A 15,145-nucleotide genomic window follows, 5' to 3' on the forward strand; every position below is an offset into this window, starting at 1 on the left:
CTTGGTTAATCTTCTAAAAAGGCTGTGACATCAAGGCTGTCTGCCTCATGCCAGAGCTTTTCAAGGTTGTAGTGTTCACGCTCATCTTGAGAAAAGATGTGCACAACGACACTACCAAGGTCAAGCAAGACCCAGCCTGTCTTGCTATCGCCCTCATGGTGGCTACTATCGCCTCCAGCTTCCTTGACCTTCTCACGGATATTGTCGGCTATTGCCTCAAGCTGACGGCTGTTCATCGCAGAAGCAATAACAAAATAATCCGTGATACTGGTTAGCTTTATCACATCTAAAACAAGCATGTCCTCAGCACGCTTCTCATCAGCAGCCTTCAGGACTACTGTTAACAATTCTTGTTCTTTCATAGGTTCCTTTCTATGATTTCGTTTGTAATAAAAGTGGAATATGTCTATTTTAAATAGCTTATGTAAGCATTGTAAGTCTCAATAGTCTGTGGGTAGATAGGCTGTGCTTTTTGAGCGAGGAAGGCAACGGTTCTTGCTGTCTCGTAAGCGACTGCCCTATCAAGCGAAGATGCGGCAATCTCCCTTGCCTCATCGACTCCGGGAAAGTCTCTGCCATCCTCGATGTAGTCAGCAACGTAGATGATTTTATCCAGCAGGCTCATCTCCTTTGAGCCTACCGTATGGATCTCAATGCTGTGTAAAATCTCAGTGTCACTAAGCCCCAAATCTTCTTTGATTTTGTAGATACCGACCACGCCATGCCAGATGTTATTGCCCCAGTTTTTGAGGTCATTATCTAGCTGATATTTGTCAATCAAAGCCAAAAAGTCCTCGTCAGACACTTCCTTGGCATAGTCATGTAAAAGCCCAGCCAGACCAGCCTTTGTCTCGTCTGCGCCGTAGCGCTTAGCCAGCTTGATAGCCGCTGCTTCAACGCCCAAAGAGTGCTCCAAGCGTTTTTTTGACATCTGCTCTGCCATTTTTGCAAGTAAATCCTCTCGGTTAATAGCAAGATACGCTTCATAGCTCATCGGTATAGCCCTTCTTTCTCGATATAGTCTAGCACGGCTTGAGGCAAAAGAAAGTTTGGTTTTTTTCCTTCCTCAAGCTGGCGTCGAATCAGACTGGATGAGATGTCGAGTAGTGGCACATCCACCCAAATGACAGGATAAGACGTCCCTGCCTTGTACTTAGGGCGTTGCACTCCGACAAACTGCACCATCTGGATAAGCTCTGAAATGCGGTGCCACTTGGGCAGATAAGCCACCATGTCCGCTCCGATGATAAAGTAATAATCCACATCTGGATTTTTCTCGGTCAAAAGTTTCATGGTGTCGTAAGTGTAGCTAATGCCCTTTCTCTCAAGCTCAATGGTCTCAATACCAAGTCCATCAATGTCACGCACAGCCAGCTCAAGCATTCTCAAACGATGTTTTTCGCTAATGGTTGTCTTTTTATCCACATGCGGAGGTTGGTATTCAGGCATCAGAAGAACCTCATCAAGCCCTAGCTGCTGGCGCACTTGGTCAGCAATGGTCAAATGCGCATTGTGGACAGGATTGAAATTCCCACCCAAAAGCCCAATTTGCTTACGGTTGCTTGTGACTTTTTCTTCTTCTAACTCCACCTTGGTAAAAGGTGTCAATAATTCTAATGCCATAAATTCCTCCTAAAAGAAGCGCTTATAGCGCCTTGACTTTGACCGATAGTTTGCGGTTTTCCTTGCGGGCTGACTGCTTGTAGAGAATGAGAATGCGCCCAATTTTAAGCACAGTATCGCAGCCAATCTCCTCTTCTAAGATGTCAGCTACGTCGTGGATGTCCTCATCTGTATTTTGCAAGAGTTGAACTTTAATCAACTCACGAGCATCAAGTGCTTGCCTAACACTTGTCTTAATCTGGTCGTTGAGACCGTTTTTGCCAATCTGTACAATTGGCTTCATGCCATGTGCTTCTGACTTTAAAAAAGCACGTTGTTTTGATGTTAATGCCATATGTTTTCCTCGTTTTTAAATAATCGCTTTTCTCAGCACAACAGCGACACCCTTTGGTGCCCAAGCAGCTAGCACAACTGGTTTATCTTGACTGGCGTTGACACGCACCCAGCCAAGACCAGAGCAAACCACATCCATCTTGTCCTTAATGGTAAATTCATGGCGGACAAGCTCTGGGAAGTTTTCAAGCGTCTTGGCACTTGGTGGTTGCAAGAGCTGTCCGACATGCTTGTCATAAAAAGCATCTGCGCCAGCTAATTTTGTCCTGTGGATGTTTAGATTATTGTCCATATAGACCGTGAAGCCCTGCTTTTGCCCTTCTACAAAGTCAAAGCGAGCAAGACCGCCTAAAAAGAGCGTCTGCTCTGGATTAAGCTGATAAGTCTTGGGCTTGATTTCTTTTTTAGGGCTGACATATTTCAAATCCTTGGCTGAGAGATAATGCGCCATCTGGTGGCGGTGGATAATTCCCGGTGTGTCAAAGAGGAAAGTTCCGTCATCCAGCGGAATCTCAATCTTATCAAGCGTCGTGCCAGGAAAACGTGACGTGGTAATAGTGTCCTTGTCCCCTGTAATCTCACGGATAATGGCGTTGATAAGTGTTGACTTGCCGACATTGGTCACCCCAACGATGTAGACATCTCGTCCTTTTCTCAGACGCTCAATAGTCGCTATCAAGTCTTTGATGGCTTGGTGGTTTTGCGCAGAGGTCAACACCACATCAATCGGGCGTAAGCCCTCCTCGTGCGCACGCTCTAAGAGCCAATTTTTGATTTTACTGTCCTTGACAGACTTTGGTAAGATATCTTTTTTATTACCGACAAGAAGGATATCGTTGTTAGAAACAAAGCGGGCAAGCCCTGGAATGAGCGAGCCATTGACATCAAAAATGTCAATCACGTTGACTACAAGCGCATTGCTGTCGCCAACTTCGTGAAGCAATTTTAAAAAGTCATCGTCACTCATCTGCACATCTGTGATGTCATTGTAGTGACGCAGTCTAAAGCAGCGCTGGCAATAGAGCTGTCCTGTCTCTAAGCCCTTTTCAAGGGCAGCCTTTGGGGTGTAGCCCAGCGCTTTTGAATCTTCTGTTTGAATGGGTGCACCGCAACCGATGCAAGATAATGTTTCGTTCATTAAATTCCTTTTTGATAGGTTAGTTTTCCGTATTTTTTCTCAAGTTTACGCCAAATGCGGCGCTCACGAAAGCGATTGAACTTGGTATTCCAAGCGTCTGATGTCACTAATGGCTTGACCAAAACCGAGCGAATGCCAGCCCTGTGGCTAGCACGAATATCGGTCATGAGTTGATCGCCCACCATGATAACCTCATCTGGCGAGAAACCATAGCGCTCCATGGCAATCTTGATGCCCCTTGTGAAAGGCTTCATAGCACGACTGACAAAGTCCACGCCAAATAAAGACACCGCACGCTCGACACGTGAATGCTTGTTATTTGAAACCACGACAATGGCAATATCTGCTGTTGTCATCTCATCAATCCAAGCACGCACTTCAGCGGTGCCGTCTGGATTGTCCCAAGCAATCAAGGTGTTGTCTAAATCTACTAAAACGGCATGAATGCCGTGCTTAAGCAGGTCTTCTGCTTTTAAATCATATACTGCCTCAACCATAAAGGTCGGCCTATAATCGTCTATACTCACATGTTACTCCAAAAGGTTAGTTTAGCTTTTATTTTACCATATTTTGGCTTATAAGGCGAATTGAAAATGCCTTGCCAAAGGCAAAACATTTTACTGAGATGATTTGGGTGTGTTATCCACCACTTTGTAAAGGACAAGCCACTCAATAATAGCAAGCACTAGTAAGCATATAAATGCCATCTGGCTGCCTTTTGCAGTTGCTTGGCTCTGGCTGATATTAGACGCAGACTGGCTAATAGCAACTATAAGGGACGCTAGCGTTGTTCCAACAGCTCCCGCAAACTGTTGCAGGGTGTTAAAGATAGCATTGGCGTCTGAGCGATTTTTTTCAGGGACACCCTTTTGCCCGCTGGTCATGATATTGCCAAAGGCAATCCCCATCCCACACATAAAGATAATGTAAATAGCGGTCAAATAGCCATTTTGCAAGTGACGCCCAAAGACAGAAAAGAGCGCAAGAGCAATCACAATTAAGCTCGTTCCAAACAAAATCGGTTTTTTAGCGCCTAGCCTATCTAGCAAATAACCGCTAAATGGCGAGCAAAACGCTCCCAGAAATGCTGCTGGAAAAACCAAGAGCCCTGCGATAGTCGCACTTGAGTGATTGACCAGCTGGATATAGTTTGGAATCAAGAAGGACATGCCAAGATTGACCGTCTGAAAGAGGAAAAAGGCAAGCACATGCCCTGCAAAAATCGGATTTTTCAAGACATCAAGAGCGATGATAGGCTGCGTGAGCTTTTGACTGCGCTTGATGAGAAGGACAAGCCCACAAACACCCAGCAAGAACCAAGCCCAGACCTCAGGCTGGTAAAAAGCGTACTCTGCTAGATTATTAAGCGCTAAAATTAAGCCGATAAACAGCGCTAAGATAGCTAAAAAGCTGATGACATCAAGAATTTCAAAGACAACCTTTGTCTTTTGCTCAATCGCTGTCACGCCTAAGATAAAGGAGATGATGAGTATAGGAAGCAGCAAGATAAAAATGTAGCGCCAGCCAAGACTGGAAGCCACAAAGCCACCAAAGGTAGGACCGACCGCAGGCGCAACCGCAGTAATCAAAGTGCCGACCCCCATCATGGTCCCAATCTTACTCATAGGCACCTGATCTAGGATGATATTAAACATCAAAGGCAGTGCGATCCCGACACCTATCCCCTGAATGACACGCCCAAAAAGCAGCAACCCAAAGCTTGGTGCGACAATATCCACCAAAAGCCCGATGATAAAAAGAATATTAGCTGCGCAAAAGAGTGTCTTGGTCTTAAAAGAGCGTTTGAGATAGGCTGATAAAGGCACCACCAGAGCTACGACCAAAAGATAAATGGTGGTCATCCACTGCACGGTAGAGGTGTTGATATGAAACGTTTTCATCAAAATGGGAAAGGTAATATTCATAGCCGTCTCAACGACAACGCCACAAAATGACAGCAAGCCAACAGCAATCACTGCTCTGATAACTTTTGCGGATAAAGTTTCTTCGGACATTACAGCCTAGCTCCTTTCTTTCTAAGCTTTTCTACGAGCAAATCTTGAATGGAAATCAGCATGACTGCTAAGATGATAAGCACCATGCCAAATAGGTCACTGGCATAAAAATGCTCTCCAAAAATCAGCACAGTCAGAAGCACAGACGAAATCGGCTCAACGGACGCTAAAAGGCTACCTTTGACCGCTCCGATAATAGTTGTTCCCTTTAAAAAAGCCGTATAGGCAAAGAGCGTCCCAATACCAATAATACCAATGTAAGCTAATATAGAGCGGATGTCTAGCGGATAGTGATAAGTCCACGCCTGCGTCAAAAGGCTAAAGAGCACACCACCAAAGAGCATGCTCACTCCAAGCACCAAGAGACTCCCCCATTTGCGAATGGCATTGACCGGAATCAAGATATAAGCCACGCCACGTAGGTAAAGGCGGATAAAATCCCCCCAGAAAAGCCCTGCTGGCGTCAGCGCAAGGCTACCTAGCTGACCGTGCGTTGCCATGATAAAAGTCCCAAACACAGCCAAAAAATAGAGATGATCTCAACCCATCTCGGCAACTGCCGTTTTTTGATACTGGCTAAAACGATGATAATAACGGGTGCCATGTACTGCAAGACCGTAGCTGTCCCAGCATTGGTGTAAGAAATGGCTTTTAGATAAGCGTATTGATTGGCTACCAAACCAAAGCAGGAAAAGATAAGCATTGTCACCAGAAACTCCTTGTCCCTAAGCGCTGCTCTTACCTTAGCAAAGTCGCTTATCGCAACCACTCCTAATAGACAAATCCCCGAAATCAATAGCCGAATAGACGATAAAGCATTGATATTAAGACCATGAGACAAAAGATACTGCCCACTAATGCCCGAAATCCCCCAAGCAATACCTGCAATCAGTGTCAACAGCACACCAACTCCTTGTTTAGACATAACCCCTCCTTAATCATTTTTCTTCATTATAGCAAAAAGCTAGTGCCAAAACAATGACACAAAGGAAAAAAGCTCTTAGATAAAACAACCATTTGATATTTTATAATTCCAATCATTTACTTACCCTTGGGAACAGCGTAAGTTGGGGGAGATAGCAGATATTGTTGGCGGAGGAACACCAAGCACGTCAAAAGATGAATACTGGGATGGTGATATTGATTGGTATGCTCCTGCTGAAATTATCAACCAAATTTTTGTTTCTTCAAGTGAAAGAAAAATTACTCAAGAAGGATATAATAATATTTCTGCTAAAATGCTTCCTATTGGAACTGTACTCTTTACTTCTCGTGCAGGTATAGGAAAAACGGCAATTTTAAGCAAAAAAGGATGTACGAATCAAGGATTTCAATCTATTGTTCCTCATGAAAATGAGCTTGACTCTTATTTTATTTTTTCTCGTTCAGAGGAATTGAAAAAATATGGAGAAACTGTTGATGCAGGTTCGACCTTTGTCGAAGTATCTGGAAAACAAATGTCTGCTATGAATTTATTGCTACCAACATCCTATACTGAACAACAAAAAATTGGCGCCTATTTCTCCACCCTTGACCGCCTCATCACCCTTCATCAGCGTAAGTGTTTTGGTTTCAAAAATGTGGGCATTTTTATGAAAGATCTGGTTTCTGATAAAAAATTAGGTTCTAAAACATATTTTAATACTCTTTATGATACATTATTGAGAGGAGGTTTATCATTTTATGATAGAAACAATGAATTCTGAAACAATGTTATTTTGTGATTATTATAAGCAATGGATTATGGTCTACAAAGAGGGAGCTATCCGCCCTGTGACCATGAAAAAGTACCATATGGCTCATCGCTGGCTTGAAAAGTTGGTGCCAACATTACAGATACAGCAGTTGGATCGCTTTTCTTATCAAAAATTATTAAATCAATATGCAAGCGTTCATGAAAAACAAACTACAATGGATTTTCATCACCACTTAAAATGTGCCATTATGGATGCTGTTGATGAGGGACTTATTCAGCGAGACCCAACACGTAAAGCCATCATTAAAGGCAAACAACCACGTGCTAAGAAACCTAAGTTTCTCAATCAGTACGAACTCCACAAACTCCTTGATGACCTTGATTTAGCCCCGCAAATTAATATGGATTGGTTGATTTTATTGATTGCCAAAACTGGCTTACGTTTTTCAGAAGCGCTCGCTCTAACCCCAAAAGATTTCGACTTGACACGTCAGACATTATCTGTCTCAAAAACGTGGGATTATAAAGAAAATAGTGGCTTTTTACCGACTAAAAATCAATCCTCCATTAGAAAAATTCCTATCGATTGGCAAACAGTTATTCAGTTTGCAGAGTTACTCAAAAATCTACCCGAGGATAAGCCTATTTTCGTAACAGGTAAAATTTATAATTCTACCGTAAATGACCGACTAGCTAGACATTGTAAAAATGCTGGCATTCCTATCATTTCTATTCATGGTTTACGCCATACCCATGCCTCACTGCTCCTCTTTGCAGGCGTTTCTATCGCAAGTGTAGCAAGACGACTTGGACACTCTAATATGACGACCACTCAAAAAACATATCTCCATATTATTAACGAGCTAGAGAGTAAAGACATTGACATCATTATGCGCTCACTATCCAGTTTAAATTCCTAAAAAATAGACCTTGAATCAACTTCAAGGTCTATCGTTTGCATTCCCCTCGCCTGGCTCGTCTGTTTTCAACTCTGCTAAAACATTTTTATAAACCGCCGCATAATCCTCGTATTCTTCTTGTGAAAAATGATTCTCTGTCAAAATGTGCGGGTCATAATCTGTGAAGGCTTTTAGATGATTAAATGAATCAGTTTCTTCTCTAAAACTGATTCTAATTCTGCCATAATCTCTTAGCCTTTCTAATGTGAAAAAGATGACTTGCATTAAATGCAACCTTTAATCAAAACTATGGGAGAATACCAAAAAAACAAGTAACTTATCAGGATTTTATTAGATTTTATCATCTTGATAAAGTTACTTTTTGTTAATCTATAAATAATACTCTCAAATTTATCAAGCTTACTTTTTGAAGCTTTTGGAAAAAAGAATTCCTTGTACGAGGCTTCAAATCCCCTATTATTCCAGTTTATTGTTGAATAAACCATGAAAATAAAAGAAAGAAAAGTGGGAGTAATGTAAGCAAGTAAATGAATTCTAATAATACTGAATGCAATGGTCCAAGCCAGTGGTACAACTAACAAAGACAGCAAAAATTTTTTCGAACTTGTAAATTCGGTTTTAATACTTCAAATGTCATTCCTATGGCTGTGGGGGAAATTGCCTATTGCAATCTTAAAAAGTAATGGTGTGAATTTTGCTATTTTCCATCAAAAAAAACACCCCATGGTGTGAACCATGAAGTGCTTGAAACGTTGATATAATCGTATTGATTAACGTTTTGAGAACAAAACTTTAATTTTTTACGGAGAGCAGCACCAAACAAATCTCTTTATATCAACATTTAATAGGAAGGATGCTTCTCCCAAACCCTTTAAAATCCATAAAAATGGATAGCATTAACACCAATTAACACCATAAAATAGACTAGTCACTTCATCAAATTTCATTCCTCTAAACTGTCGGAAAAGCGTAGTCTTTCCGATTGAGCAGAGGAATCCAAAAGGCAGGTTCGCACCTGCCTTTATCTATTTTTTTACCTTATGAGCTAATTCTTCTTGTAGAAATGGTTTTATTGATGTCAGAATAATAGCCACGGCTTTTTTATTTTGATTCTCAGTTCGATTACGTTTATTGAACATATCAATCATGAATTCATAATCTTTTTCTGGTTCAAAGTTATTCCATTTCGTTGCTTTAAATGCTCCAACTTCAAATAAATAACGCAATAATTTACGACTGAAAAATTCTGATGATAATTGAAGAAATTCATTATCTTCTACTGCGTGTAACAACTTAAATAATTGTTCTTTGACATCCACTTCATATTTCAAATCATCACGCTCAAACTTCTTAATGCAAGAACTACCAATAGGATAAAGTACATTACCATTCAATTGATTTTCAATTGTAAAAAGGTAACGAAGATGTTCTTTACCACATATACATGATTCTTCTAATCGTTCATCCTCTTCTACATCTAAAATCTCCCACTCTAAGACTGCTGAGTCCCAGTCATTGGAATCAGAGTTATCCATAACATCTTTGATAAGAGTCTGCAAATATTTACTTTGTGCTACCATAATGTAAGGCCTCTCTAATTTATTTTATAAGCCACTTCTATCAGGAACAAGCTCTTTGAAGCCTTTGTTGACCAATAGTGTATTACACATATTCACATCCCAGCTTGCTGTGCAATTAAGAATGAACTCATACAACATTTCTTGCTGATTTCCTACACGAAGTGTTCTTCCTGATAGTTCAACTAGCATTTTACTGATACTTGGTGGTAATTTCATACCAATACAAATGGCAATCACCGTTTCAAGTTTGGGTTCAGTCTTTCCATTCCTCAAGTTGGAAATAGCCTTCAATCCGAGATTGGTTTCATCAGCCAGTTCCTGATTTCGAACATCTCGCCATTTCATCACTTCTACTAATGCAGGAGCAAAACTATTCATCCCACTAAGCTTTAACATAATTTCCAGTGTATCATCAATGTGAACATCAACTTGTTCGAGCCAATTATTCTTATCCTTCGGATAACTAATCGTAAATTGAATATCAGAATCTGCATCACGATTGAGTAACAAGGTTAAAGAAGTAGAGCGACCTATTCGAGTGCTTGACGAAATTTCAAAGACAATACAACATTCATCCATATGATGCCTTGCATAAGGCGTTAGGAATGGAGTTCCTGCAATATCATATGAAAGATACTTGGCATCATTGATACAGAGGTGGGATTCTACATAGAGTAATTCACCTTTCTCAACACGCTCTTTCAAGACTGGCTGAGATAATAATTGAAGACCAAGCTGAATCAGATTTACTGAAAAAGTTTGATTATCCTCTAAATATCCCTGCTTCCATGTATGAGTTGGAACATAGGCATCATCTATATAAATAAATGCACCTTTCACCTCTTCAAAACCACATTCTGCCAAGCGAACTTTAGCAGATAGACGAGAAACTCCGAAAAACTGAGCTAATTCATCAATCCATTTTTTAAGAATATCAAGAATATCTTGGGTTTGACTCAACTCTAGTAACCGTTGCTGTCTACTCCTTGCTTCTTGAATAAACATCTCTTTAGGCATCAAGATTTTAGGTGCAATTGATTCAGCGTGCCATTCCATCCAACCAATCATATCATAAGCTTTTTCATCCTTAATGTCATTTGTTGTAGATAGAACAGAAAGTTCCTCTTCCTCAGCTCTTGCTAATTCTAAAGCATAACGGTGCAACTCCCAGTGTACACATTCATGAAGAATCGTATTTCTCACAACTCCAAGATTTCGTATCTGAGGAAGCTTTTCATCAATAACCACTGTTCCTGCAGAGATACCATTTTCAGGATTATCTTGAAAATAGATTTGTCCAAAAATTGAAGTATCTTCCGTAATGGAATCATACTTTAATTGAAGCCCCATTTGTTGAACAATATATTCAGGTTCAACTCTTGTAGGTGTCAGCAAGGCATTTCGGTCATATTTATTCAAAATTGCTTCTGCCACCTTATCCAAATCATCCTTACAAATAAATGGAACAAGTTTATCAGAGAGAGGATATTTAAAGGTACTATATGTCCCCCTCTCATAGGTATCAACTTTTACAATTTTAAAATTTTTGATTCCTGCATCAGGCTTTCCAATAGCAGATACACGAAGCCAACGATTCTTTTCGATGGTATTCTCATAATGATTCGTACGTTCAGTTACTACTGCATAGACATCCGTCAAAATATCTATATCAATTTCGCCATCTCCATGATGTCCAGCATAAACATACTTGAAGTCTACATCTGTAACTTCTACTTCACCGTCATAATCATAGGTAATACCTAGTTCTTCAAGATTGCCTAGGAAATATTTCTCACTTGCGTCATAAATTTCATTATAGAATGTTTTTTCTATATATTTGCTAAAAGAAATCAAGTTTCCTCCTAAAATCCAAATAGCTCGTCAATGGAATGCCAATCTGTCATATCATCTTTCCATGCTCCTTCATTCAAATAGCGAAGAGTGCCTGAAATATCACGGATAAATGCCCCTTTTAAATTATATTTTTCAAGGTAAGCTTTCAAGGCTTCGTATTTCAATGGTGCATACTCGTCAATATTCTTATCTTCACCTTTAGCACTTTCTCCACCCTTGGTTTCTACAATATAGACATCGCCATTCTTCATTTTGACAATATAATCAGGATAGAAATGATGGGAAGAGCTGGCTGTATAATAGACAATTGAAAAATATTGACTTCCTTTATCACCGTTCTTATAGACAAACTCAACAGCATCTTCGTGTGATTCAATGTACTCTTCAAAAAGACGTTCAGCTTCACTTCCTTTGAGAACGCTATTTGTATAACCTTCATAGATATTGGTTATTGTATCAATATGTTCCAATTTTGGATTATAGGAATAACGTTCTGTCATCGGAATATAGAAATCATTCTCCTGAGGTACTACAAGTCCCATACTGATGGTTGGCTGAATATCAGCTTGTCTAAAGACTTCACGCAGAGCACGCCAATTATTTAAGATAAAGGCTGTCCATTCGCTAGGTTCCAACGTCAAAAGTTTTTGCTGGTTTGGTCGCTTATCATCCATGAAGAAGCGTTTCAGAAGAGCTTCAACCTGACTTACTTTCAAGTGAGTAACTCGGTCAAGTTCATGGTAAGCATGAAGCAAGTCAAGACGATTAGCACGATAGTCTGCTTCTACTCGTCTTTCTCTATCTTGAAGGCGGTCAGAATGTTCCAACGTATCAAAACGACCTTGTTTATAGGTGTTAACAATGGAACTTCCAAATTGAAGTCCTTGATTTTCTAACTTTTGCTTATTTGATTCAACATCTTCTGTCAGATTCCATTCACGAACCATACCTTGATAGAGATTTTCACGTATAGCTTTTTCATTTTGTCCTTCATGCAAATCAAGTACTCGCTCGCTGATTAAATGGAAATCTTTAGCTATATCTTTTCGATTCAGAAGTGGCGTAGGTGCTCCTACTCCTTTTTGAGTAAATGCACCATTCAAGAAGTCCACATCAAAAGTATAAAGATAAGCATTATCCAATACATCAACATCATAATGCCCTTTGAAAGGTTCGGGCATCCTACGGATACGACCAATAGTCTGAATAGTAAAGGCTTCACCCATGTTTTCACGAATCTTAATCAGAATCTTAGCTCGTGGAGCATCCCAACCTGTGGCAATTGCCTGTTTGATAATAAGATATTCTACTTCATTATCTAGTTCTTGTACATTGAGATAGTTTCGTTTCTGGTCTGCCAACCAAATACCAAGTTTTCCATCCTCATAAGTTTTGTGAAGTTTTTCTTGGATATAGGTTTCAATACGACTTACTAACTCAGGTTCTGAATCCGATTTATCAGGTAACTGAACCAACACCAAGGGATTGACTCCTGTTACGCCATGTTCAGCATAACCCTGAACAATTTCTTTACGCTTCAGCTCAGCACTTTCAAAGAGAAGTTCAAATTCCTCACTAATATGCTGACTCTCGTCAAGATAGTTTTCAAGTCCTTCGTTGACGACAACCGATTTTGTAATCAATCCTGATGCAATAACTTCTTCTTCCATCACCTCATAGAACTCTATCTTGTCAGGCATATTGGGGGCTTCAATGGTAGCAGAAACCTTGACAGTTTTTGAAGCATTAAAGCGTGCAATAATATCTCTCGCCTGTTTGGTATCATTACGATGTGCTTCATCAATGACAAGAATAAAATGACGACCTGCTGCGACAGCCTTTTCAATCTTATCTTCAAGATTATCACGCTCGCTATCCGAAAGCATGGCTTTCGACTTCTTACCGATAACACGCTCATAGTTAATAAAGGTAACACTTTCCTTATCAAATCCTTGCAGTAAGGCATCATCCACTGACTGTGCCTTAATAGATGAGAAATGCTTCGCCTTATCCTGACTCTGTTCTTCAAGTTCTCCTGCTCCAGGCGTAAACCATACAAATGCTACGTTATCATGTGTACTTGAAATATAGGTATTGACCCAATCAAGAAGGGTAATCGTCTTACCCGATCCTGTTGGCGACTTAATGACCATCTCATCAAACTCATACTCAGGTGCTGTAAATCTCAAGAGTTTATCAACTAGTTTTTGTTGGAATTGTTTTAATCCAATCATGACCACATCTCCTTTCCGAAGTAGTAATGTGGAATTTCCTGTTTTGTAATATTTTTCTCACGAAGGATTCGTTCCTGATCGGCATCAAAGAAGATCTCGGGATGGAAGAAGAGAGTTGAGTCTTCAATAAAATCGGTCTCGTGCATCGCATCTAACTGTTCTTCGGATAGGATAATTTGCACCTTAGGATTTGAAATATCGATTCCGAACTCTAACTCCACTAGAGGAGTAATATAGTTAAGCAACTCATACTCAAGGGTGACATCAGGAAAGTCTTCCTTAACTACAAAATCCGTCTTGAAGTACTTGAGATTGTGTGGTAATTCTTCTTGGATATTCGATAGTCGTTTGTAGGTAATTTCTTCAGCGATTTTGTTTTCATTGTTTGTGCAAAGAATATACTTACGATTTCCTCCGTCTTCTTTGTTTAGTTGCATAACTGCGTGACCGGTGGTGCCAGAGCCAGCGAAGAAGTCTAAAATATAAATATTATTATCTTTAACTGTAGAAATAAGCGTTAACAAAAATTTGACTGACTTAGGGTAACTAAATACTTTTCTGCCAAAAATACTTTTAATTTCTTTATCTCCTTCAGTTGTACCCCCAAAATCCATTGTCATACTTCTCGGTCTTTTTCCATTTGGATTTAAATATTGTTTGAATTGAACACTCCATTCCCCATTCTTTTTCTTTGTAATCCTTATTTTTCCTTCCGAATATTCTTTCTTAAAACGCTCCTCCGAGCGTATCCATCCATTATTGATCTTGGTTCCATCCGGCGCAATTATATTGTAGATGATTGGATTTTTTAATCCTGGTCTAGCAAATGTATCCCAAAAATATCGCCCATATTCGTCCTCTTCCTTATATCTTTTTAAATATGAATCATCATGTTCAATATTCATAGGAGCAGTCACTTTGATATTTTTTGCATAGCACAAACAATACTCATGTTCTTTTACAATAAACTTACTGTCATTACCACCTCCTACTTTTGATTGTTTTATATATTCTCCTACAAAATTCTCCGCCCCTAACACTTCATCACAAAGTAGTTTTAGTTGTGCTTGTTCATTATCGTCTATACTTATGAATATAACCCCCTCATCGCTGAGTAGTTCCCTAGCAATTTCCAACCTCTTACTCATAAAACTCAACCATTTTGAATGAGAATAGCCATCGTTTTTATCTACAATTTTGTCATTATAAATAAAATCTTTATTTCCTGTATTATAAGGCGGGTCAATATAGATCACATCAATTTTTCCTGTGTGCGTTTTTTTCAAGAGATGTAGACTATGAAGGTTATCCCCTTCAAGCAGGAAGTTATAGTCCTCCGATTCAGGATTCCCCACAATTTTCTTGGTCTCGTCCTCAATGAAGACAGGAATCTTTGTTTTCATTTCCTCCTCGACCAATTCGGCATGTTCCTCCCAGACCAAACCATATTTCTTAGTATTGAGCAAGCGGATAAGATTTTCCAGTTTATCAACATCCTCATTTCGTCTATCTTCACGAGCCTGTTTCAGAAGTTCCTGTACATAGGTGATAGCTCTATCTTTCTCGTTCTTGCGAGGGCGTTCGATAAAATCTTTAGACATTACAAAACACCCCCTTTCTCAAAAAAGAGAGTGTTTTCGTACACGCAGAAAAGAGGTAGAAAACTACCTTGTTGCTTGTTGCTTGTTGCTTGTTGCTTGTTGCTTGTTGCTTGTTGCTTGTTGCTTGTTGCTTGTTGCTTGTTGCTTGTTG

13 protein-coding genes and 2 pseudogenes are annotated in these 15,145 nt (G+C 39.8%); 2 read left to right on the forward strand and 13 right to left on the reverse strand.

Features of this window, described 5'->3' with window-relative positions; genetic code table 11:
* Positions 1-5 precede the first annotated feature (5 nt).
* From rsfS to AALA56_RS03030, 8 genes and pseudogenes are all read right to left on the reverse strand, one after another.
* Positions 6-362, reverse strand: coding sequence for a ribosome silencing factor (rsfS, locus tag AALA56_RS02995; RefSeq protein WP_369908694.1), 357 nt, complete (start codon positions 360-362; stop codon positions 6-8).
* 44 nt (positions 363-406) lie between these two features.
* The gene (yqeK, locus tag AALA56_RS03000; protein WP_369908695.1) at positions 407-994 is read right to left on the reverse strand and encodes a bis(5'-nucleosyl)-tetraphosphatase (symmetrical) YqeK; all 588 of its coding nucleotides are present in this window, start codon (positions 992-994) and stop codon (positions 407-409) included.
* Positions 991-1,623, reverse strand: a complete 633-nt coding sequence (locus AALA56_RS03005; protein ID WP_369908696.1) for a nicotinate-nucleotide adenylyltransferase — start codon at positions 1,621-1,623, stop codon at positions 991-993. The genes yqeK and AALA56_RS03005 overlap by 4 nt, the downstream gene beginning before the upstream one ends.
* Before the next feature lie 22 nt (positions 1,624-1,645).
* Positions 1,646-1,957: a ribosome assembly RNA-binding protein YhbY gene (yhbY, locus tag AALA56_RS03010; protein ID WP_369908697.1), complete on the reverse strand. Its 312-nt coding sequence runs from the start codon at positions 1,955-1,957 to the stop codon at positions 1,646-1,648.
* Positions 1,958-1,972: 15 nt separating this feature from the next.
* Complete coding sequence (yqeH, locus tag AALA56_RS03015; protein WP_369908698.1) at positions 1,973-3,094, reverse strand: ribosome biogenesis GTPase YqeH; 1,122 nt, start codon at positions 3,092-3,094, stop codon at positions 1,973-1,975.
* Positions 3,094-3,621 carry a YqeG family HAD IIIA-type phosphatase gene (locus AALA56_RS03020; protein WP_277423780.1) on the reverse strand — a complete coding sequence of 176 codons (528 nt, stop codon included), beginning with the start codon at positions 3,619-3,621 and terminating at the stop codon, positions 3,094-3,096. The genes yqeH and AALA56_RS03020 overlap by 1 nt, the downstream gene beginning before the upstream one ends.
* Positions 3,622-3,711: 90 nt before the next feature.
* On the reverse strand, positions 3,712-5,109 hold the full coding sequence (locus AALA56_RS03025) for an MFS transporter (protein WP_369908699.1): 1,398 nt from the start codon (positions 5,107-5,109) through the stop codon (positions 3,712-3,714).
* A pseudogene (locus AALA56_RS03030) lies at positions 5,109-6,034 on the reverse strand (DMT family transporter). The gene AALA56_RS03025 and the pseudogene AALA56_RS03030 overlap by 1 nt, the downstream one beginning before the upstream one ends.
* Positions 6,035-6,152: 118 nt before the next feature.
* Between AALA56_RS03030 and AALA56_RS03035 the strand changes: the two are divergent.
* Positions 6,153-6,689: pseudogene (locus tag AALA56_RS03035) on the forward strand (restriction endonuclease subunit S); the annotation flags it as partial.
* A gap of 103 nt (positions 6,690-6,792) precedes the next feature.
* Positions 6,793-7,725 (forward strand): site-specific integrase, encoded by a 933-nt coding sequence (locus tag AALA56_RS03040; protein ID WP_277066505.1) that lies wholly within the window; start codon positions 6,793-6,795, stop codon positions 7,723-7,725.
* Between the two features lie 21 nt (positions 7,726-7,746).
* On the opposite strand, the gene AALA56_RS03045 is transcribed toward AALA56_RS03040, so the two are convergent.
* The 5 genes from AALA56_RS03045 to AALA56_RS03065 form a co-directional block, all read right to left on the reverse strand.
* Complete coding sequence (locus AALA56_RS03045) at positions 7,747-7,989, reverse strand: type I restriction endonuclease subunit R, EcoR124 family (RefSeq protein ID WP_369908700.1); 243 nt, start codon at positions 7,987-7,989, stop codon at positions 7,747-7,749.
* 761 nt (positions 7,990-8,750) lie between these two features.
* Entirely contained in the window at positions 8,751-9,305 is a 555-nt protein-coding gene (locus AALA56_RS03050; RefSeq protein ID WP_027973188.1) for a hypothetical protein, read from the reverse strand.
* 24 nt (positions 9,306-9,329) lie between these two features.
* Entirely contained in the window at positions 9,330-11,159 is a 1,830-nt protein-coding gene (locus tag AALA56_RS03055) for an ImmA/IrrE family metallo-endopeptidase (RefSeq protein ID WP_369908701.1), read from the reverse strand.
* Between the two features lie 8 nt (positions 11,160-11,167).
* On the reverse strand, positions 11,168-13,393 hold the full coding sequence (locus AALA56_RS03060) for a DEAD/DEAH box helicase (RefSeq protein ID WP_369908702.1): 2,226 nt from the start codon (positions 13,391-13,393) through the stop codon (positions 11,168-11,170).
* Positions 13,390-14,994 (reverse strand): site-specific DNA-methyltransferase, encoded by a 1,605-nt coding sequence (locus AALA56_RS03065; RefSeq protein WP_027973191.1) that lies wholly within the window; start codon positions 14,992-14,994, stop codon positions 13,390-13,392. Before AALA56_RS03065 ends, AALA56_RS03060 begins: the two co-directional genes overlap by 4 nt.
* Positions 14,995-15,145 lie beyond the last annotated feature (151 nt).

The organism is Streptococcus hyointestinalis, from assembly GCF_041225505.1.
Lineage (GTDB): Bacteria > Bacillota > Bacilli > Lactobacillales > Streptococcaceae > Streptococcus > Streptococcus hyointestinalis_B.